This is a genomic window from Chromobacterium sphagni (genome assembly GCF_001855575.1).
In the GTDB taxonomy this organism is placed as follows: Bacteria; Pseudomonadota; Gammaproteobacteria; order Burkholderiales; family Chromobacteriaceae; genus Chromobacterium; species Chromobacterium sphagni.
Genome location: NZ_MKCS01000001.1, coordinates 1,557,275 through 1,579,807, shown reverse-complemented (window position 1 = coordinate 1,579,807; position 22,533 = coordinate 1,557,275). Strand labels below are relative to the sequence as shown.

The 22,533-nt window shown below is 64.2% G+C and carries 7 protein-coding genes and 1 pseudogene; 4 read left to right on the top strand and 4 right to left on the bottom strand.

The genetic code is table 11. The features are described from left to right. Nucleotides 1-136 precede the first annotated feature (136 nt). The 3 genes from BI347_RS07545 to BI347_RS07535 all read left to right on the top strand — a co-directional run bounded on the left by BI347_RS07545 (nucleotide 137) and on the right by BI347_RS07535 (nucleotide 4,063). Nucleotides 137-919 carry a substrate-binding periplasmic protein gene (locus BI347_RS07545; protein WP_071115631.1) on the top strand — a complete coding sequence of 261 codons (783 nt, stop codon included), beginning with the start codon at nucleotides 137-139 and terminating at the stop codon, nucleotides 917-919. An 85-nt stretch (nucleotides 920-1,004) separates the two neighbouring features. Continuing rightward, on the top strand, nucleotides 1,005-2,384 hold the full coding sequence (gene argH / locus BI347_RS07540) for an argininosuccinate lyase (protein WP_071115630.1): 1,380 nt from the start codon (nucleotides 1,005-1,007) through the stop codon (nucleotides 2,382-2,384). Between the two features lie 140 nt (nucleotides 2,385-2,524). After that, entirely contained in the window at nucleotides 2,525-4,063 is a 1,539-nt protein-coding gene (locus tag BI347_RS07535; protein WP_071111790.1) for an EAL domain-containing protein, read from the top strand. Between the two features lie 131 nt (nucleotides 4,064-4,194). On the opposite strand, the pseudogene BI347_RS24565 reads toward BI347_RS07535, so the two are convergent. Next, nucleotides 4,195-4,899, bottom strand: a pseudogene (locus BI347_RS24565) (IS5 family transposase); the annotation flags it as partial. A 50-nt stretch (nucleotides 4,900-4,949) separates the two neighbouring features. Here BI347_RS24565 and BI347_RS07515 point away from each other — a divergent pair. After that, a protein-coding gene (locus tag BI347_RS07515; RefSeq protein WP_101686121.1) for an IS3 family transposase occupies nucleotides 4,950-6,067 on the top strand; the annotation gives its coding sequence in 2 pieces (ribosomal slippage) (nucleotides 4,950-5,211 and nucleotides 5,211-6,067; 1,119 coding nt in all). A 330-nt stretch (nucleotides 6,068-6,397) separates the two neighbouring features. Here the strand turns inward: BI347_RS07515 and BI347_RS07510 are convergent. From BI347_RS07510 to BI347_RS24795, 3 genes are read right to left on the bottom strand one after another with little or no spacing between them, the layout of a single operon-like run. Further along, nucleotides 6,398-6,970: an RNA 2'-phosphotransferase gene (locus tag BI347_RS07510; protein ID WP_071115625.1), complete on the bottom strand. Its 573-nt coding sequence runs from the start codon at nucleotides 6,968-6,970 to the stop codon at nucleotides 6,398-6,400. After that, entirely contained in the window at nucleotides 6,967-7,419 is a 453-nt protein-coding gene (locus BI347_RS07505; protein WP_139167190.1) for a hypothetical protein, read from the bottom strand. Before BI347_RS07505 ends, BI347_RS07510 begins: the two co-directional genes overlap by 4 nt. Next, the gene (locus BI347_RS24795; RefSeq protein WP_139167189.1) at nucleotides 7,416-22,466 is read right to left on the bottom strand and encodes a LysM peptidoglycan-binding domain-containing protein; all 15,051 of its coding nucleotides are present in this window, start codon (nucleotides 22,464-22,466) and stop codon (nucleotides 7,416-7,418) included. The genes BI347_RS07505 and BI347_RS24795 overlap by 4 nt, the downstream gene beginning before the upstream one ends. Nucleotides 22,467-22,533 lie beyond the last annotated feature (67 nt).

The window sequence follows — 22,533 nt, the reverse complement described above, 5'->3', positions numbered from 1 at the left end:
TGCCGCCATGCGGACAGCCCACGCCGCGGCGTGGGCTGTTTTTTTGCAACAGTGGGCGCCCCGCGCGGGCGACAAAGCGCATGTCATTGGCAATTAGCGGATAGGATTGCTGAATACATTTCCAAGCAAAACCACCGTGAAGACACTGCTTGCCCTGTTGCTGTGCTGGCTGGGACTCGCTGTCCAGCCGGCGTCCGCCGCCGTCGACGGTCCGCGCCCGCTGGTGCTGGCCTACAACGCCTTCGCGCCGTGGAAGAACTACGACAGCCAGGGCCAGCCGACGGGACCGTACACCGAGATCGTGCGCGAGCTGGCGCGCAGGCTGGGAATGCCGCTGCGCTTCCTCCACTGCCCGTTGCCGCGCTGTCTGGCGGCGATGCAGCATGGCCGGGCCGACCTGATGATAGGCGTGCAGTACAACCCGCAGCGCGCCCGCTATCTCGACTATCTGGAGCCGCCCTTCGCCAGCGGCAACCGGCTGGCGCTGTACCAGCGCAACAGCGATCCGCGCAGCATCGGCAGCTATCAGGACCTGCTGCCGCTGAAGGTGGGCGTGGTGGAGGGAGTGCAGTATCAGGAAGACTTCGACAACGATGCCCGCCTGCGCCGCGACACCGCGCTGACAATGGAGTCCAGCTTCCGCAAGCTGGCCGCCGGCCGCATCGACGCGCTGATAGGCAACGAACAGCAAACCGCGTTGCTGGCGTCCAGCCGCGAATTCGCCGGACGGGTGCGCCGGGCGCCGCTGACGCTGGACGACACGCGGCCGCACCGGCTGGCGCTGGCGCTGAACTCGCCGCTGCACGCGGACAAAGCCCGCTTCGCGCAAACGCTGCGGGCGATGCTGGACGACGGCAGCGTCGCCCGCATCCTGAGCGGCCTGCCGCTGCGGCCGACCGCGCCCGCGGCGCCGCGCTAGGCGCGCGGGGAAAACCATGCTGGCCCTGAGCGATGGCGGCTGGCATAGTAGGGTCTTTGCACTATCACCAGTGGGACGCAACGCCATGCAAGACCAACACGCCTGGTCCGGCCGCTTTTCCGAGCCGGTATCCGAACTCGTCAAGCACTACACCGCCTCCATCGGCTTCGACTACCGGCTGGCCGCGGTCGATATCGAGGGCTCGCTGGCCCACGCCGCGATGCTGAACCGCGCGGGCGTGCTGTCCGACGCCGACCTGGCCGCCATCCGCCGCGGCATGGGCGAAATCCTGGCCGACATCGGCGCCGGCAAGCTAGCGTGGAGCGTGGACCTGGAAGACGTCCACATGAACGTCGAGCGCCGCCTCACCGACAAGATAGGCGACGCCGGCAAGCGGCTGCACACCGGCCGCTCGCGCAACGACCAGGTGGCCACCGACATCCGGCTGTGGCTGCGCGGCGAGATCGACGCCACCGTCCACCTGCTCGCCGAACTGCAAACCAGCCTGCTGGAACTGGCGGAGCAGCACGCCGCCACCGTGATGCCGGGCTTCACCCACCTGCAGGTGGCGCAGCCGGTCACCTTCGGCCACCACCTGCTGGCCTATGTGGAGATGCTGGCGCGCGACGCCGAGCGGATGCAGGACTGCCGCAAGCGCGTCAACCGCCTGCCGCTGGGCGCGGCCGCGCTCGCCGGCACCACCTTCCCGATCGACCGCCATTACACCGCGCAATTGCTGGGCTTCGACGACGTCTGCCACAACTCGCTGGACGCGGTGTCCGACCGCGACTTCGCCATCGAATTCACCGCCGCAGCCAGCCTGGTGATGGTCCACCTGTCGCGGCTGTCGGAAGAACTGATACTGTGGATGAGCCCGCGCGTCGGCTTCATCGACATCGCCGACCGCTTCTGCACCGGCTCGTCCATCATGCCGCAGAAGAAAAACCCCGACGTGCCGGAGCTGGTGCGCGGCAAGTCCGGCCGAGTGGTCGGCCACCTGATCGCGCTGATCACGCTGATGAAGGCGCAGCCCTTGGCCTACAACAAGGACAACCAGGAAGACAAGGAGCCTTTGTTCGACACCGTGGACACGCTGCAGACCACGCTGCGCATCTACGCCGACATGATGCGCGGCATCACGGTGAGGCCGGAGGCGATGCGCGCCGCGGTGCTGCAGGGCTACGCCACCGCCACCGACCTGGCCGACTACCTGGTGAAGAAGGGCCTGCCGTTCCGCGACAGCCATGAAGTGGTGGCGCTGGCGGTGCGCCACGCCGAGCGCCAAGGCGTCGATCTGGCCGAGTTGCCGCTGGCGGTGCTGCAAGGCTTCAGTGCGCTGATCGCCGACGATGTCTATACCGTACTGACGCCGGAAGGCAGCCTGGCGCAACGCGACCATGTGGGCGGCACCGCGCCGGTCCAGGTAATGGCTCAGATCGCCCGCCATCGCAGCAGGCTGGGATGAACTGAGCCCGCCTGCGTGTTGAATCCAAGCCCTCCCGTCGGAGGGTTTTTATTTTTGGTTTAAAATAAAGTGGCAATTATAAATTAATTAGCCCAGCCACTCGCCCGCCAGCCTGGTTGCGGCAACGTTTCGGAGACTGGATGAACCCCCTGCACCCACGCCGCAAGCACCGGCTGGCACACCTGCTGCCGGCCCTGCTGGTCGGCCTGCTGCCGCTGTTGACCGTAACCCCCACCCTGCTGTGGCAGGAAAGACAAGACCTGCGCCGCCTGGCGCGGCAGCAGACGCAGCAGGGCCTGGAACTGGTGGACGAAATACTGGGCCAGGCCGACCTCGCCGCCCGCGCCATCCTGCCGCAAGCTGGCCAGCCCTGCGGCCAGGCGGTCTACAATCTGCGCCGCCAGGTGGCGGTGGTGCCCTTCGTGCGCAGCACCGCGCTGGCGCGCGGCGACGCCTTCTACTGCACCTCGCTGAGCGGCCCCATCGCGCTGCCGCTGCATAGCGGCCAATTCGTCAACGGCCTGCTGCAACTGTTGCCCGGCAACAGGATCACGCCCGACGTGCCGCTGCTGTACTACCGGCTGCAAGGGCCGAGCGGCGACGCGGTGGCCACCATAGACGGCCGCTATCTGCAACTGGCCTTGCAGGACGCCAGCAACAACAATCCAGTGTACCTGCAGATAGGCCGGGAATGGCTGGGTCCGCGCAAAGTGGGGCGAGGACAAGCGCCGCAGCCCTGGCAAATCCAGGAAAGCCGCCGTTCGCAACGCTATCCGTATACCGTGCTGACCGGCTACGACATCCCGCCCTGGCACCTTCTGCTGTGGCAGCACCACACCTCGCTGGCCATCGTACTGCTGCTGCTGGGCCTGTCGGCCGGCGTCACCCTGTACTGGCTGCTGGGGCGGCCGGCATCGCCGACGCGGGAGCTGCAGCGCGCGCTGGAGGGCGACGAGTTCGAAGGCTTCCTGCAGCCGGTGGTGAAGCCGGGCCAGCCCGGCTGGCAGGGCGCCGAGGTGCTGATGCGCTGGCGCCACCCGCGCGAGGGACTGATCCGTCCCGACTTGTTCATCCCGCGCGCCGAGGAAAGCGGCATGATTGTGCCGATGACGCGCAAAATGATGCGGCAGGTGGTCGGCCAACTAAGCCGGCAGCCGCTGCCGCCGGGCTTCCACCTGGGCTTCAACATCAGCCGCGCCCATCTGCAGGACAACCGGCTTTACGATGACTGCCAGGAACTGCAGCGCATGCTGGCCGGCAGCCAGGCCACCCTGACCCTGGAGCTGACCGAGCGCGAGATGATAGAAATCACGCCCGCGGTGGAAGAGCTGTTCCGCAAGCTGCACCTGTTGGGAGTGAAGATCGCGCTGGACGACTTCGGCACCGGCCATTCCAGCCTGGTCTACCTGCAGCAGCTGGCGGTGGACGGCCTGAAGATAGACCAGGGCTTCGTCGCCGGCATCGGCAGCGACGGCCTGTCCGGCCACATCGTCGACAGCGTGGCGGAGCTGGCGGCCAAGCTGGGATTGGAAACGGTGGCGGAAGGCGTGGAAACCGCCGAGCAGATGGAATACCTGAGCCGGTTGGGGGTGGGCTGGCTGCAAGGCTATCACATCGCCAGGCCGATGCCGCTGGCCGAGTTCATCCAACGCTTGCGCCAGGGCGACACCTGGAAATAGGTAAATGACATTGCCGTTGGCATGCTGGCTGCGTACACTGGGCCGCTTCGCGTCCGTCAGCGACGATCACCCGCAAGGGCTTTGTTGCATAACCCCGCCCAGAAATGAGCATCCCCTTACCCCAGGCGGATTTAGCCCATCGCGGCCACCGCCACGGCCTTCGGGGGGCCCAGAGTGGTAAAATGGTTCAACAACGCCGCGCGCACTTGCAGTTCCGCCACCTGTCGATCAAAGGTGCGCGCCATCACTCGGCTACACGGTCGCTTGAAACCGTGCATCTTCGTTTCCGCCAGACTGCGGCGGTGATAACCGCTCCAATGCTTCCAGATTAGCCGCCTCAAGCGTTTGCACACCGCGATCGCTGCATTGCGCACCTCGCTGCCGGTGATTTTCGACTTCCACGGCTTGGCATTCTTGCGCGGCGGAATCACCGGCATGATCCCTCGGTCAACCGGCTCAGCGTAACAACCCTGTATGTCATCGGCGCCATCCAGCGTCGCCGTGGCAGCCGGCTCATCCGCCAGCTGCATTCACAACTCCGGCAGTATCGGCGCGTCGCCCACGCCGTTGCCGGTCACCTCGACAGCTCGGATTTCCAGCGTTTCGGCGTCAATGCCCAGGTGTGCCCTGCGCCACTGCCGACCATATTCGGCGCCGTGCTTTTTGCGTTTCCACTCGCCTTCGCCGAGAAACGGGATGCCTGTGCTGTCAACCAGCAGGTGCAGCGGACCCTTGCTGCGGCGATAGCCGATCTTGACCTGCAAGGTGGACTGGCGACGGCATACGGTGGAGTGATCCGGCACCGGTGACCTCCTCCCGCAAAAACGTAGCGGCGAAAAGTAGAGATTTCTGGCAAATTTAAGCCCTTCCGGGCAGGAGATTTGTCATGAAAAAATCGAAGTTCACCGAAGAGCAGATCGCCTTCGCCTTGCGCAAGGCCGAGTCAGGCACGACCGTCGCCGAGGTCTGCCGCAAGATGGGTGTCTCCGAAGCCACCTTCTACAATTGGAAGAAGAAATACGGCGGCCCCGGCGTCAGCGAACTGCGCCGCCTGAAACAACTGGAAGAAGAGAACGCCCGCCTCAAGCGCATGGTCGCCGACCTGAGCCTGGACAAGCAGATGCTGCAGGAAGTCATCCAAAAAAAACTGTGAAGCCGGCTCGCAGACGCGAGCTGGCCAACTTCCTGATCGCCGCCTACCGCGTCAGCATTCGGCGCGCGACTGCCGTCATTCAACTGCGGCAAGGCACCTATTTTTATCGCCCTCACCCGCGTGACGATCGTGCCGAGCGGCAACGCATCCGCAAGATCGCCGCCACCCGAATTCGTTACGACGCGCGCCGCATTCACGTCCTGCTGCGGCGCGAAGGCAGGCGGATCAATCACAAGAAGATCTACCGGATCGACTGCGAAGAAGGCCTGAACCTGCGGCGCAAACGGCCCAAACGGCGAGTGGCGGCGGCGCATCGCCACGCTCGGCCGGCTGTCTCCAATTTGAATGCCTGCTGGAGCATGGATTTCGTCGCTGATCAGCTGTTCAACGGCCAGAAAATCCGGGCCTTAACTGTAGTGGATAATTTTAGCCGGGAGAGCCTGGCGATCACGGTGGATTTCGCGCTGAAAGCCGCGGACGTGGTTGCTACGATGCAGCATGTGCAAGCCTTGCGCGGGACGCCGCAACGGATTCAGGTCGACAACGGCAGCGAGTTTATTTCCGTGGCGCTGGGTCAGTGGGCCCATGAGCAAGGCGTCACGCTGGACTTCTCACGACCAGGGACACCCATGGATAATGCCTTCATCGAGTCATTTAACGGCAGTCTGCGGGATGAGTGCCGGAATGTGCATTGGTTTCTGTCGCTGGATGACGCGCGTGAAAAGATCGAGCGTTGGCGGCAGGATTACAACGAGTTCAGGCCGCACAGTTCGCTGGGCGACCAGACCCCGAGCGAGTTCCGACTTGCTTATCTTGAAGCCGGAAATCTCCAACTTAGACCGGTCGGTTAGTCGGGAGGAGGTCACTTCTGATCCAAAATGGGCGGTTTTTAGGCGGTCTAGCCCGCCAATCAATGCATATAGCATTGTCAACATCAAGCGGATGATTCACTCCCTGCGCATCCATGCCTTGCCTGGCTCGCGTCAGCGTGCGTAATGTGTGGCCAGTTTGGCCAGTTTCGGAAGAGGAAAAGGGTTCTGCTATACATCAGTAGAAACGACAATCGGCGCATCCCCGATGGGAATCCGCCGATCTTCGAGACCTAGCCACGATCAGGCCGATGCCGCTCGTTCAACACGCGGACATGACCTCCGGTCAGCCTGCCCTACTTGGCTGGACATCTATCTTGGCAATCGACCAGGGAATTCGATGAACTGCGCCGGTACCTGATCTGCCAACCAGACCAAATCATTACCACGATAGAAGGCCACACCGCTTGCAGCTGCGACCTTTGCCTGCACTTCCAGCAACACTGGGGCTCGGGCCTTGCGGCGACCGACCTGCTCCGCCGTCGCGGTATCCACCGACAGGTGGACATATTGCCGGCCCATCGGCTGCAAGCCACTCGCCCGTATCAGCACTGCCGTTTCTGGTGACGTGCCGTGGTACAGCACGGCCGGTGGCTCCGCAGGCTGCTTAAGCAATTTATCCTGCACAGAATGGCCATAAAGGGCCCGGATTTTACCCTCGTGCAATTCGTGCCGCTTCTTGTCCGAGTTGGCAATCATTGCCGCCAAGTCGGCCTCTTTCAAGGCCGACCACTCAGGCTTTTCAGCACGCAATGCGGACAGTAATTCCTCTACCGGCACCCAGCCTTCGTCATCGAGTTCCAGCTCATAAAGCCAGGGCTCATGGCGAAGGGCGTGGGATGCAATCCGGCTCAGGAAGACATAATCGAGATATGGCTTATTCATATATCAGGAAACCAGAATTTCCGTTGTTTCATTTGAGGCTTTTCTTCCAACAGTTCGCTAGAAATTTTCTTTGCAAAGCTGAGCCACTCACTAAAACTTATGAACCTCTCATAAACCCTGTTCTTCGGCGAAACCTCCCAGGGATTAGCAACCAAGATGCTTACATCCCTGCCCCCAGAAGCCTCGAAGTAGGCAACCATGTCCATATTTTCTGCTTGGGCAAATGGAACAAGCAGAGTCCCAAACTCAGCCACTGACTCGTTTTTTGCCCAGACTAAGTCGCCCGCGAATATCCATGGTGGCATCCCAATCATTGCTACCGGGTATGGCTTATTGCTCTCCACAAAATCGATGTAATCCTTTGGATAGGCAAAGCCCGGTGGCACCTCTCCGTCAGGAAGAAAGTATCGCGCACTCATAGGAGCAGAGTTTTTTACATTACCCATCATTGGCGTAACCATGGAAATTGAGAATATTTGGTCCAGTAAGAGCCGATAGGCGCACCAGTTATCTTCGGCGCAATCGGACTTCCATACGGATAAGCTGTTGAAAAAGCCGCTCGTTGTTCTGCGATCCGGTTGATTACTGCTTGGCCGTATGTTTCAGGCGTGACGCCTTCACTCACAAATCGGCTCGCAAACTTTGGATCGGCAATGACTTCATCATGGGCAAAGATATTGGTACGAATCTGCCCTCCTTGGTCAGCTCTTACAGTCAGCCTTGAATTATCCAAAGCCGTCAATCGACCGTCAGGCATGCGAACAACATCAATTGCGGGAATGGCATTAGCGTCCGCTTTGAACTGTGCAGCTGCAGTATCAAGGTTGTATTGAATACGGTGTGCATTTGCAGACTTTGCATAGCTGACGCTTTCCTGCGACCACCGAATTTCACTAGCATCAACCCATACATTGCGCCCGGCAAGCCCTGCAGTGTTTGGAACCCCCTCAGGCGGCACGACATACGATCGCCCGAATGGAACATATTTATCATACAGCCTATCAATTGCTGGACCAACCCCTTCACCTGCCCGTCCTCCAGCAAACAGCGCACCGCCCTCCGTACGCAGCCAGGTAAATCCTGCCCGCGCCGATTCTGTAACGGGGGCGTCTAAGCCGAAGGAGACAACCGTTCCAACTGTCAACGCGGCGTTCACGGTTGCGGCGACGCCATATCCGAGCGCGCTGCCATAAGACCGATCCGACCAACGTTGACGCGCCGTTTGCATGTCCGTATAGCCTGTCGCGTCCAAGGCATAGTTTTGGAAGGCTTGCCCGGCTCTCGCCGTGAGTTGTCCTGCCGCGGCCGTGTTCGGATTTGCGTCCATCACCCCCAAATCACGACCCGCATAACCATCTCGGTATGAATTCAGCATGCTCTGGGTGGATTGACCCGCAGGCTCTCCACTACCAACCATCTGAGCGGCCGCGCCAAATGTCATCAGCAAACCATCTGCGAGGCCAACGCCCGTCAACGACGACTTCAACGATAGCAAAGGCACGCCTGACTGAATCTTTTCCATCAGCGCCTGCTTCCGCGACGCTTCTTGAATAGCTATCCGTTGGCTGTTCTGTTTGTCTAGGAAGTGACCTGCGCTCGCTACATCGTCATCGCTATAACTTCCCGCCTGCGGAATCCGCAGGGATTGACCTGGGTGCAAGCGGAATTGGTTCGTATTCGGGTTGGCCAATGCCAATTCGGCCGCTGTCAGCCCCATCCGGCGGCCAATCTTGCTCAGCGTATCGCCCTGTTGAATGCGATAGCTTGTCGGCCCTTCCGTATCCACGCTCGCACCAACATCCCCCTCCCACGCCCAATCATTGCCAGGGCGGCGGAAGCCTATCGCCGAGGCGATGTCCACGCCGCTATCCGCCCCCGGACAAGAGCCCAGATCATAGGCGGGGTTGGACGGCATGAAGGAGGGGAACCCTCTCTGTTTTTCCTGCTCTGCTACTTGCAAGCGACCGGAGATGTCACCCCCCAGCGCGCTGCCAAATGAGCTGGCCGCCAGATTACCCCAATCAGGCCGGTGATCCTCGCCAATAACAGATTGAATCGTGCCGCTCAGCATGCCACGCATGGTGCCATAGCCTACCCGCTCAAATACATCCGCGCCTTTGCCTGCCTGCAAGCCAGCGCTGCTGGCCGCCCACGCCGCCGCGCCAGAGGCTGCCACTGAAATCCAACTGAAGGACTTCTGCAAACCCACCGCCATCGCCACGCCCTGCTTCGCGGCGTTGACGACCATGGCGCGCTCCACCGTTTGCGTCATGCCGCTGCCGGACAGCGCGCCGCCGCTGCCCGCTATGCCTGCCGCGGCCACCGTCGTGAACGCTGACAAGCCCACCTGCCCCCATGAGAACTTGTCCTGCATGCCCATCGCCATCGCCACGCCCTGACTAACGATAGAGCCGACCGCTCCGGCCGCACCCGCAGCAGCCAACGCACCCAAACTCCCGCTCGTCAGCACAGCCATGCCCGATGCCATGATACCGGCACTGCTTGCCAAGGCGGGGGCCAACACTGGTGCCAAGGCCCCGGCGGTAAATATCGTCGCCACCACCGCGACAATGACCACGAGGAAGGCACCGATCCCGCCGCAACCACCGCCTCCCGGCGGTGGCGGGGGCGGCGGCGGTTCCGGCAGCGTCGGCGTCACATCGCCTATCGCTTCGCCCGGGCTGTACACCCGATAGGTGCCGCTATTGTTATGGACGTTGGTGACCTTGTTCGGCACCCGCAGCACCTGGCCCGCCACCAGCCTTTCGCTGCCGGTAAGACCATTGGCGTCGGCCAGCAGATACCACAGCGATTTGTCGCCCCACAGGTTGGCGGCCATCACTTGCAGCGTGTCGCCATCCCGCGCCGTCACCGTACCGGGGGTCTGCGCCGGGTAATGGGGGCCGATCGGCTCGTAGTTCTGGTCGAAATCGGCGCTGCTCACCGGCGCGCCGTTGCGGTATTGATCCTTGCGGTTGCCCAACTGGCTTTGTGCCAGCGTCCTGGCGTAGTCCACCCGACTGGGGCCGTCGTTACCTACCGCACCCACCTGCTTGCCATCCAGGTAGTAATAGTCCTGCTTCTTGTAAGTGGTGCCGTGGTCCACCTCCTCCCGCTTCAAAACCAAGCCCTGTGCGTTGTTGACGTAGCGCAGGCTGCGCTGGCCCTGTTCGTCTATGGCTTCTTTCAGATGGCCGTTAACGTCGTAGGTGAGATGGGAATACCCCTGTTTCCAGCCGGGAGCATTGGGGTTGTACGGCTGCGCGGTGATGGTGGACTGCTTAGCCTCGTCCCACCATTCGTAGCCGTAGTAAGTCGTGGTGGTGGTGTCGCCGCTTTTTTGTGTCGTGCCCTTCAGCGTGCCGTCGGCCATCAGGTCGTAATCGGTGCTGGCGCCATCCGCTAGCTGATGCTTCAGCTTGCTGTCGGCGTCGTAGTCGTTATGAGTTTGGCTTTGCTGGCTGGCGTCGCCATTCCATTTGTAGCTGATGTAGTCGGTCACCCGGCCTTGCAGGTCATTGATCCGTCGCGCCGCCAGCTTGCCGTTGAGAGTGGTGTCGGTGAGGAAGCCACCGTCGGTGTAGGCATATTGCTCGACCGTGCCATCTTTGGCATTGGTGACCTGCCGGCGCTGGCCGGCCTGGTCGTACAGCACCTCCACCCCGTCGCCGCCAGTTGGGCCGCGCGTGATCTGGCCGTTGGCCAGCTTGCCCATGCTGACGGTGAAGCGGTTCATCTGGTCGTAGGCGTACCAGTTGTCCTGCGTCTGCGCGCTGCCGTCCACGCCGTCGCGATATTCGGCGTAGACGCGGCGGCGGTTGCCGACCGCGTCGTACTCGTAGCGGGTGAGGAACTTGGGGTCGTGAATTTGCGTGACGCGGCCCAGCGCGTCATATTGGATGTCGGCGTACTGGTACACCTGCTGGCTTTGCTGATTCAGCGTGGTGTAGCCCTCGAAGGTCTTGCGGCCGTCCTTGTCGTACTCGTACAGGGTGTAGCTGTTGGTGGCGCTGTCTTCCAGACTCTTTTGGTAGCCGTTGCCGTAGTAGCTGTAATGGATGTTCTGGCCTGTGCTACCCGTCTGATTGCTGATCTGGCCGGCATTGTTGTAGGCATAGTTAAAGGTGTGGTTGCCCAAGTCCACATGGCGCAGCTTCAGGCCAAACAGGTTGCTATCGTCCACCGTGGCCCGCCCGTTGGCGTCGGTAGCGGTAGTGCGCCAGCCTCCCACCACGGTGCCGCCGGCGCCTTTGAACGTGCCATCCCACTGGTAGCTGTAGCGCGTGGCGCGCTGCGCGGCGCTGACGCTGGCCAACACACGACCCAGACTGTCGTAGCTAGTCGAGTCTGTGAACACGATCTTGCCGTCGGCAGTAGTGCGGTGAGCAATACGCTGGCCGGCGCTGTCGTAGTCGTACTCGTCGTAGCCGCCGCCGGCGCGGCCGATGCGCTTGAGCCGGCCCAGCTTGTCGTAGTCGTAAGCCGTGGCGCGGCTGAGTTCGTCACTGCTGAGACGCAGATTGCCCAGTTGGTCGTAGCCCATGCCCTTGTGGCCATCGTCGGCATGCCATTCATCGCTCACCTTGCCCTGGCTATCCTGGCTGCCGGCCAGCCAGCGCTGGCGATTGGCATGGCCGTTGGCGTCTATGGTGGCCACCGTGTTGCCCATCGCGTCGTAACGGTACTGGGTGAGCGGACTGACTTCCGTCACTTTGCCGTCTTCGCCGGTGGCATTGACCTTGGGATCCTGCTTGGCCAGCAGCTTGCCGGCGGCGCTGTAGCGATACAGCGTGGTATCGCCCATGCCGTCGGTTTCGCTGTCTACTTCGCCAAAGGCGTTGTAGTGCTGGCCGCGGGTCACGGTGGCATCGTGATTGGATACGCCCAACACCACCCAATTAAGAACACCGGCGGTCGTCGGATCGTTCGGGCCGCCGCGGTGCAGATAGCCGGCCACGTCGATCGCGCTGCCATCGGCGTTGTTGAGCAGCGCGCCGTTGGCGTCGCGCAACTGGTAATGGTATTCGTAGTCCCCCACCGGCAAGCTTTCGGCGTTGAATTGGAAACCACCTTGCCGATTATTGCTCAGCATCGCGGTCTGCCAATCGCCATTGCTGCCCTTGACCCGGTAGGACAAGCTCATGGTGGCGGCATTGGCCTGCGGCGGCGTGAATGTCACTGACAGTGGCAGCGCCAGGCCCTGCAAGTCGCCCGGATTCAAGGTGGCCCCACCGCCGCCCAGCGTGATCTTGCCGGCGGCGTGGTTGAGCATCAGGCCGTTGTTGTCGAAAACCTGATATTCGAACTCATACGCAGCAGGACTCGTCAGGCTGTTGGCCAGATCTTCGCAATGCCAGTCGAAGGCGCCGTCCGGGTTGCGCGCCAACGCCATTTCGCTATAGCCGCCGTTGCTGCCGGCCACCCGATAGCGCACCTTGCCGCTGACGGCCGCCAGGTTCTGGTTGCGGATGTGGACGACTTGCGGCTGGTCCTGCCAGGGAACCGGCTGGGCCAGCGATCCGGGCTCCCCGGGACGGAAGCTGCCGATGACCTTCTTGACCTGCTGGTTGTTGGCATCGAAGCTGGTCAGGTCGTATTCGTAGGTGGTGCCCGGCTTCAGGCCAAAATTGGCAGGATCGAACTGGAACCAGCCGTTGAGCGGTCCATTGGATACAGCAGGATTCAAGTTGGACAGTCCGCTCCAAGCGCCTCCCGGCACGCTGCGGAAACGGATGGAAGCGTGCGTAGCAGCCTCGCCTTGACCTGTGACATTGATCCAGCCATTGCCCCAGCCGCCATTGTCGGCGTACATAAATGCCTTATCGACCGCAGCCCCGCTTTGGCTGATGGATGGGCTTCCATCATTCAGTACCATATTGCCTTGCTGGGCGTTCCATACTTTGCCATTGCCATCCAAGGCGAAATAGCGGAACTCGTAATTGCCGCGCGCCATGCCGGACCAATCGAGGGCAAACCAGTTTTGCGCCATCGCCGGAACATTCTGGATACGCCAGCCGGCATTGCTCCCTGCAGGTCGAGTCAGCAGCAGCAAACGTGTGCTTTGCTGAGGCTGGTTCTTGAAGTGAATCTGCCTATTATTAAATGAAGTCGCAATAGAGGCCGATGGCCCGCTCGCATCTTCCGTCGTGGAATAGGTCAAGCTGCCTGCAGGCAGCACCCCCCCACCTCCAAACAGCTTTACCCTCTGCCCCGTGCCAATATATTTATAGATATTCACAGAGAATGAAGTCGACTGAATGTCAGTAGGTGGATTCTTCCCCTTCAGCATAAACGAGCCCGTTCCTACATCTACAACTTTCACCCCCCCGCCACTATCATATGGGTATCTTACACTATTACTACGTACAACATTCCCATTGCTGACCGACACCTCAACCTCATATTCTCCCGCATCATACCCTCTCATATACGGGAGATTTAAATTAACCGTAACCCCATTAAAAAAAGCATTATACCTATTACCAACACTCGAATAATCCAGCCAATACACACTAACATTAGGCGTTAACGTAATACTGCCATTAAATGGCAAGGTCCAATCCACGCTGCCTCCTTGCAATGGATTGGTCTCGACTCCGCCTTTCTGCGCAATCGGCCCCACCGTCACCACATCACCCATCCCGGTTTGCGGCTTAGTGCTGATCCACGGTTCCACCTGCACCTGGGACGTCTGCCGTGCGTTCACCATTGTCGGTTGGTAAGTGGCGATATGCTGGTTGCGCGCATCGTAGTCGCTCACCGTCAAACGCAGATTGTCCATCGGCGCTTTCGAGTCGGTCCGCTTGGCCACCAGTGCCATCGCCTGATCCAGGCTCATGCCGCGCAGCTCGTCGCCGCTTTCGCCTCCGGATTCGATCGTCAGCGTTGCATTGCCGTTGGCATCGTAGCCGTACAGCTTGGTCACGCCGCCGGCGTTGCCCTTCACCAGCCGCCCTGCGCCGTCATACTCGCTGAACTCCTGCCACACGCCGTCGCGGTTGGCGCTGGTGCGCTTCGCCGTCACCTGGCCGTAGGCGTTGTAGCGGGTTTCAAACCACATGCCGCTGCCGACGTCCTGCCGGGCGATCTGCTGCTTGGCCGCGTTGTAGGCGTATAGCGTCAGGTCCTGGCCGCCAGCCGCTTCCTTGCGGTCGCGCCGGGTGCGGGTGATGTTGCCCGCCGCGTCGTAGTCGTACCAGGTGGCGTTGCCTTCGGCGTCCACCTGGCTGAGCACCCGCCCGCCCGCGCCGTAGTCGATCCGGCTGAAGTCGCCGGCCACCCCGGCCTTGACCGTGCGCGCCGCCTGGCCCAAGCCGGTGTAGAAGGTGTCGGTGCTCGGCCGGACGGTTTTGCCCTGGCTGTCGACGAACTGGGCTTCATCGCGATGGGTTTCATGCCCGATCCGGTCGTACTGGATGTCGGTGGCGCCGCCCTTGGCGTCGATCTTTTGCGTCACCTGCCCCAGGCCGTTGTAACGGTACTGGGTGCGCACCGTGCCGCGGCTGTCGCTGACGCCGTCGTCGCCGGACACTTGCACATTCAGCCTGCGCTCTTCCGCCACCCGGCCCAGCCGGTCGTAGTCGAACTCGCTGATGCGGTCGTCGCCGGCACTGGGCTTCAGTTGCGCCCGCACCTGCTCCAGCGTGGCGGCGTCGCTCGGCACGCCGACCGCGTTGGCGTAGCGGGTTTCGCGCAGCGGCTTGCCGTTGCCGTCGTAGTCCCACGCCACCGCGTAGCCGGCCCCGTCCACTTCCAGCAGCTTGCGCCCGGCCTTGTCGTAGTAGCGATGCACGCTGTTGCCGCGCGCGTCAGTTTCCTTCGCCACATTGCCGTTGGCGTCGTAGGAGCGGCGGGTGATCAGGTCCTGCAAGCGGATATCGTAGTTGCCGGTGTCGGCATTGCGCAGGCCTATGGTCTGCTGCGGGATGAGGGTCTGCGTCAGCCGGTTGTTCTGGTCGTACTGGTACTGGGTGACCCGGCAATCGCCGTCGGCCGGTTGCGGCGCGCTGCCGTCGGCAGGCAGGCCCACCGAGGTGGCGTACACGCGTTGTTCGACGACATTGCCGGCGCCGTCGTAAGCCCACTGCGTCAACACGCCGTCGCCGTTTCTCTCCCTCACCTTGCGGTTCTGGCTGTCGTAGGCGCTGCGGGTGACGTTGCCGTTGGCGTCGACGAACTCCACCAAGTTGCCCGCCGCGTCATAACGCCGGGTTTCGGTCGGACTGACAGTGGCTTCGCCGCCGGCCAGCGTGAAGATCTTCACCGCGTCGCCGCTCTGCTTCACCAGCCGGTTGTTGGCGTCGTAGCCATAGCGCGTCGTGCGCTGTTCCGGCAGGCCCGCCGCTTCCACTTGCAGCGTGCGGTTGCCGTAGGCGTCATATTCGAAGCGCTTGACGCTGCGCAGGCCGGCGTTGTCCGGCGGCGCGGTTTCCGTCAGCACATGGCCGGCGGCGTCGTAGCTGTAGTCGTAGCCGCCGCCCAGCTGGTTGGTGTACTGCACCTTGTTGCCGAAGGCGTCGTAGGCCATGGTTTCGACGCCGCCTTCGGCGTCGGTGATCTGGGTCTGCCGGCCCAGCGCGTCGTGCTCGATCCGCGTCACCGCGTCGCGCTTGGCGTCGGCGGCGATGGCTGGCGGGGTACCGGTCTGCAAGGTTGCCGGATCGACGCGGGTGGCGTAGCGGGTGATGCGGCTGGCGTTGCCGAAGGCGTCGTAGTCGGTGCCGGTGGCGTCGCCTTCCGGGTCCAGTTGCAGGGTGCGGCGACCCAGCGCGTCGAAATAGAAATAGCCGGCGTTGCCGCGCGGGTCGGTGATCTTGACGGCGTTGCCGAAGGCGTCGTAGTCGGTGACGGTGGCGTCGCCCTCGCCGTGGGTTTCGCTGTGGACGCGGCCCAGCGCGTCGAACGCGCGGGTGGTGAGATGGTTGTTGCCGTCCCATTCCTTGACCAGGTGGCCGAAGGCGTCCAGCTGGTAGCGGGCGGTGGTGGCCGTCTTGACGCCGTCGCCGTGGCTGACCGCCAACAGGCGACCGGCGGCGTCGTAGTCGTTGTGGGTTACCTGGTCGGTGGTCGCGGTGAGCAATCGCGCACGCAGGCCGGCGTCATCCAGACCCGCTTGACTCAAGCCATCGCCTACTCGAGCTGCCTGCACGTTATGCACGTACCAGCGGTTGGTCTGGTTGTACGGCGCGTCGATCTGCAGCCAGACCCGGGCGTAGCCGATGCCCGCCGGAATGGTCAGGTCGCCGGCCAACGCCTGCAAGCCGGCCTTGCCCGGGTCGGCGCTGGCCGCCGCCACCCATTGCGTCCAGTTGACGCCGTCCGCCGAGTAGGACAGACCAATGCGCAGCGCCACCGGCCCCCGTTCCGAGCCTTCGTCGCGGATGGCGTCGACGGCGAAGTGGTACTGTTCGCCCGCCTTCACCGCGAAGGCGGCGCTGGCATTGCTGTCGCGGTTGGTCAGACGGATGGCGTTGCCGGCCACGCCGAAGCCGGCGTCGCTGGCGTTGACGGTGCGGCCTTCGGCCTGCCAGCTGGCGTCCAGCGCGTTGGGACTGGCCACCAGGTTGGCCTGCAGCGGCCGAGCATAGCGGAGGGTGTCGGTGACATTGCCCGCCGCGTCGTAACGCTGTTCGGTGACGGCGCCAACAGCGTCCACGCTGAAAGTCAGCCTGCCGGCGGCATCATAAGCGGCATGCGTCGCCTGATCCTTGTCGCTCGGCCTTAGCTTGGCTCGCAGTTCCGCCTCTCCCAGACCCAGCGCGCTGCCCACCGCATTGGCGTAGCGCACGCTGTCGGTGACGTGGCCGAGCACATCGTAACGCTGCTCGGTGACGTAGCCGGCGGCATCGACGCTGAAAGTCGGCCGGCCGGCGGCGTCATAGGCGGTGTGGGTGGTCTGATCGGCGCTGCCGCTCACCAATCGCGCGCGCAGTTCCGCCTCGCTCAGCCCCTGGTCCAGCGGATTGAACGCGGTCAGCATGTTGAGCGCGTTGCCGCCGTCGCCCACCCGGCGCGCTTCGATATTGCGCACCGCCCAGCTATTGGTCTGGTCGCGCGGCGCGTCGATCTGCAGCCACACCCGGGCATACTTCACCCCGGCCGGGATTTTCAATATGCCGCTCAGGTGCTGCAGCCCGGCCTGGGCCGGATCGCTGGCTGCCGCCCGGCTCCATTGCGTCCAGTTGACGCCGTCCGTCGAATAAGTGAAGCCGATTCCGACCGGCGCCGGCGTGCGGCCATCGGCGGTGCCGCCCCGAATGGTATCCAGCGCGAACGTGTATTCTTCGTTTTCTTTTACCGCGAAACCGTTGCTGGCCAAGCTGTCGCGATTGACCAGCAAGATGGCGCTGCCGCCGCTGGCGAACCCGGCATCGGCCGCATTGACCGTGCGGCCGTCGGTGCGCCAGCTTTGGTCGATGGCGTTGGCGCCGCTCACCAGGTTGCTGGCCAGCGATTTGGCATAGCGGATGCTGTCGGTGACATTGCCGGCGGCGTCGTATCGGCGCTCGGTGACGTAGCCGGCGGCGTCGACGCTGAAGGTCGCCCGGCCCGCCGCGTCGTAAATGCTGCGCGTGGCCTGGTCGGTGGCGTCGGTCTGCAAGATCTTGCGCAGGCCGGCGTCGTCCAGCCCCGCCGCGCCCGGTTGCGCCTTGGCGTAGCGGATGGTCGCGGTAACGTTGCCGGCCGCATCGTATTGGCGCTCGGTAACGTAGCTGGCGGCGTCGACGCTGAAGGCCGGACGGCCGGCGGCGTCGTAAACGGTGCGCGTGGTCTGATCGGCGGCGTCGGTCTGCAAGATCTTGCGCAGGCCGGCGTCGTCCAGCCCCGCCGCGCCCGACTGCGCCTTGGCGTAGCGCATTGTGGCCGTGACGTTGCCGGCGGCATCGTATTTCCGTTCGGTGACGTAGCCCAGCGCGTCGATGCTGAAGGCCGGACGGCCGGCGGCGTCGTACACCGTGCGGCTGCTCTGGTCCGCCGCGCTGGCCTGCAGCCGCCCGGCAAGGTCCGCTTCGCTCAACTGCCGCTTGTCGCCCAGATTGGCCAGTTGCACCGCCGTCGCGTAACGGGTGCTCGCAGTCAGCTGGCCGGCGGCGTTGTAGTCGTTGCGCGTCACCTGGCCCAGCGGGTCGATGGTGTAGCGCAGCCGGTCGCCCCCGTCGTACACATAACGGGTCATGTTGCCGGCGGCGTCGGTCTTGGCCACCACGTTGCCGTTGCCGTTGTACTGGTACTGCGTCGCCAGCTTCAGCCCGTCCGGGTCCACCGTTTCGCGGATCCGCCGACCGGCGCCATCGTATTCGTACGCGGTGACCTTGGCTTGCGCGGTGCCCGCCGCTTCGGTCACCCGGAGCTGTTGCCCCTGGCTGTCGTAGTCGTAGGCGGTGGTCAGCTTCAGCCCGTCCGGGTCCACCACCACTTGCTTGACTTGGCCGGCGGCGTCGTAGCGGGTTTCGGTCACCCGGCCGCTGGGGTCGGTTTGCCGCAGGATGCGGCCTTGGGCGTCATAGCACGTTTGTGTCGTCAGTTTCAGGCCGTCCGGATCCACCGTGCGGCTGAGCACCCGGCCGGCGGCGTCGTAGCTGTAGCGGGTCTTGACGCCGCGCGCGTCGGTGGCGGTGATGAGCTGGCCGGCGCTGTCGTAAGCGCTGCTGCTCGTCCCGGCCGCGGTGGTGGTGGACTGCAGTTGGCCGTCGCGGTTGTATTGGTAGGTGGTGGCGTGGCCGAGCGCGTCGATCAGTTTCACCGTTTCGCCGTAGGCATTCTTCTGGCTGACGGTCTGGAGGTTGCCCGGCTGGGTGACGGTGACGGTGCCGCTAGCGTCGTCGTAGACGGTGGTGGTGGTGTGGCCCAGCGCGTCGGTGTGGCTCAGTTCGCGGCCGAAGGCGTCGTAGACGGCGCTTTGGCCGCCATGTCGCGCGTCCTGGGTGGCGATCTGCCGCCCCAGCTTGTCGTAGTCGCGGTGGCTGGCGTTGCCGTTGGCGTCGACGCTGTCGGTCAGACGGCCGAAGGCGTCGTAGCGGGCGCTGCTCTGCAGCGCCAGTCCTTCGGCGTCGGCCGTCTGGCCGACTCGCTGGCCGCGCCGGTCGTAGCGGCTCTGCTGCAGCGCGCGATGGCCGGCGTCGAGGCGCTGGCGCTGGCCGATGGCTTCGCCGAAGGCGTTGTAGTCCCAGTTGTCGCGATTGGCGTTGACGGCGTCGCTTTGGCTGACGCGCTGGCCGAGCCGGTTGTAGCCGATTTGGCTCAGGCTGTCGAAGCCGGCCCGTTGCAGCGCGCTGGCCAGGGTGCCCAGGCTGCCGCGCGGCCCGCCGTTCAGTTGCGCCAGTTGTTCGGGGTTCAGCCGGGTGGCGTAGCTGCGGGTTTCCACCGCTTCGCCGAAGGCGTTGTAGCGGATTTCGCGGATTTCGCCCAGGCTGTTGAGGGTGTGGCTGAGCCGGCCTTCGCCGTCGTAGTAGTACAGGGTTCGGCCGCCGCTGCCGCCTTCGCCGTTGGGGCTGAACGCGGCGATGCGCTGGCCGCCGGCGTTGTATTGGTAAGTGGTGCCGTAGCGGCGCCAGATGGCGTCGGCTTGCGCCTGGCTGGGGGTGGCGCCCAGCGCCGCCAGCGCTTGCGCGCCTTCGCCGCCCAGTTCGCCGCTCAGCCGGCCCTGGCTGTCGTAGCGCTTGAGCTGGCTGCGCACGTCGCCATTGCCGGCATCGCGCACGCTGCGGACCAGATGGCCTTGCTCGTCGTAGAAATTGAGGGTGACCAGGCCGTCGGGCTGGCTTTGCTGGCGGATCAGTTGGTCGGCGTCATCGTATTGGTACAGCAGGCCGCGGTCCTGGCCGCTGGCGGCCGGCCGCAGTTGCGCCAGCGTGGCGCCGGCGGCATTCGCGCGGTTGGCGTAGCGTATCGTCTGCGCCACCCGCCCGCCCGCGTCGTAGACGGTTTCGTCCAGGTAGCCTTCGGCGTCGATCTGGCCGACCAGGCGGCCTTCGCCGTCGTACAGGCGGCGCACGCGCTGGTCTTGGGCGTCCGCCTGCGGGCGAATGGCGTCCAGCGTGTCGCCCGCGGCGGCGCGCGTGGCGTAGCGGATGGTGTCTACCGCGTGGCCCGCGCCGTCGTAGCGCATTTCGGTCAGGTAGCCTTCGCCGTCGACGCTGCCGACCAGCAGGCCGTCGCAGTCGTACAGCTGGCGGCTGACGCGGTCGTTGGCGGCGTCGGCCGCCGGCTGGTTGGCGGCGTCGTTGGGGTCGAGTTCACCCTGGCTGCTCAGCGCCGGCAGCCGCGCCAGCCGTTCGGCGCTCAGCCGGGTGGCGTAGCGCACGCTGCGCGTCAGCCGGCCGGCGGCGTCGTACTGGTTGCGCACGACCCCGCCTTCGGCGTCGATGGTCTGCGCCAGCCGCCCCAGGCTGTCGTACAGCTGGTACTCGAAGCGGTCGTTGCCGTCGTCCGGCGCCGGCCGCAGGCTGGCCACTTGCCAGCCGGCCGGGTCGCCCTGCAGCTTGGCGGCGTCGACGCGGTTGGCGTAGCGCTGGCTGCGGACCATTTGGCCGTTGCCGTTGTACAGCCATTCAGTGAGGCCGAGTTCGGCGTCGATCTGGCCGACCTTGCGGCCCAGCCCGTCGTACAGCAGGTAGCGGACGGCGCCGTTGGCGTCGGTCAGCTTCACCGGCTGGCCGTCGGCGTTGTACTGGGTGGTGGCGGCGCCCAGCGGGCCGCCGGCGTCTTGCTGGCTGACGCTGAGCGCCAGGCCGGCGGCGTCGTAGCGGGTGATGGTGGTCAGGCCGTTGGCCAGGGTGACCGCGGTCTGCCGCTGCGCGTCGCCGTAGACGGTGGTGGTGACCGCGCCGCGCGCGTCCCGGGTGCTGACTACGCGGTTGAGGCCATCGTACAGATAGGAGGAAAGCACCGCGCCGCTGACGCCGTCCAGCTTCTGCAGCAGATTGCCCGCCTGGTCGTAGACGTAGCGCGCCACGGTTTGCTTGCCGTCGGCCACGCCGTTGCCCTGCGCGTCCAGCGTGGCGTAGCGGGTGGTGCTGGCCACCAGGCCGCGCAGGTCGTAAGCGGTGTCGAGGCGTTCGATCCGCGCCGGATCCTGCTGCGCCGCCCACGCTTGCAGCTCGGCTTCGCCGGTGGCGTCGGCCGCATTGGCGTATACGCCGCCCTGGTAGGCCAGACGGCTGGTTTCGCGGCCCTGGGCGTCGTAGCGGTGTTCCACCACCCGGCCCTCGGCGCTGAGGCTGAAGCGCAGATGGCGGCCGCCGGCGTCGTAGACGTAGCGGCTGGTTTCCATGCCATGGCCGCTGTCGACCGTTTCGCTCAGCAGCTGGTTCTGCACGTTGTAGCGGCGGCTGACGCTGTGGCCCAGCGCGTCGCGCTGCAAGACGCGGTTGCCGTTGGCGTCGTATTCGTAATGGGTGGTCTGGCCGCGCGCATCGCTGACGTCGCTGACGCGGCCATGGCCATCGTAGCTGAAGCTTTGTGTCAGGCCGCCGGCGTTCAGGCTCAGCAATTGGCCAGCCGCGTCGTAGCTCAGCAGGGTGGTTTGCCGGGCGGCGTCGGTGATCGTGGTGAGATGGTTGACCGCATCGTAGTCGAAGCGGGTAGTCAGCGTCGCGCCATCGGCGCGCACGTCGCTGACAGTCTGGATGCGGTAATCGCTGCCGACCAGCACGTAGCCGAAATCGAGCCGGCTGCCGTCGTCCTGCTGGATGCTGGCGAGGCGCTGGCTGGCGCCGTCGTAGCGATAGCGGGTGGTGTAGGCCTGGCCGTCGGCGATGCTGTTGTCAGTGGGCGTGAGGTCGGTGCTGACGCTGATCAGACGATTGGCGCTGTCGTAGCCGTAGCGGGTGCGGGTCAGGGTGCGGCGGTTCGGGCCGTCCTGGTACACGGTGCGCAACTGGCTGAGGTTGCCGGCGGCGTCGTAGTCGATGAACAGCGTCTCGCCGCTGGCGCTGTTGAGGCTGACCAGTTGGCCGGCGCCGTTGTAGCCGAGGTCGATGGCCAGGCCGTCGCGGTCGCGCGCTTGCAGCAGGCGGCCGTTGGCGTCGTAGCTTTCTTGCTGGCCGCTGTCGCCGGCGGTCCAGGTCCAGCGCTGGCCGTCGAAGGCCAGGCTGTCGTCGACGCCGGCGCTGTGTTGCGACAGGTAGCGGCCGCTGCCGGCGTCGAACGCGTACAGGGTGTCGCTGCCGTCTTCGGCGATGCGGTGCACCGTGCTGCCGGCGGCGTTGGCGGCGCCCGAGAGGCCGCGGATCTGGCGGCTGTAGCCCAGGCGCCAGTTGCCGCTGTCGCCGCTCTGGCCTTGGCTGTTGTAGGTGCGCAGCAGGTTGAGCGGCAGGCCGTTAGCGGCCAGGAATTCGTCGCGGTGCTGCAGCACCAGGTTGCCGTTGCCGGCGTTGACGAACACCCGTTCACCGCCGCGGCCCAACTGCGCGCCTCCCAGCTGCCCCTGTTCGCCCAATGCCGCCAGCGAACCGTTCCGAAGCCCCAAGCCCGCGCCTGCTACTATTGCAACCATGCTATCCCTCACCAAGAATCCGTTCATCTGCGGAGTCTTATCCCGGGATTTCAGAAAAAGTTTAGCT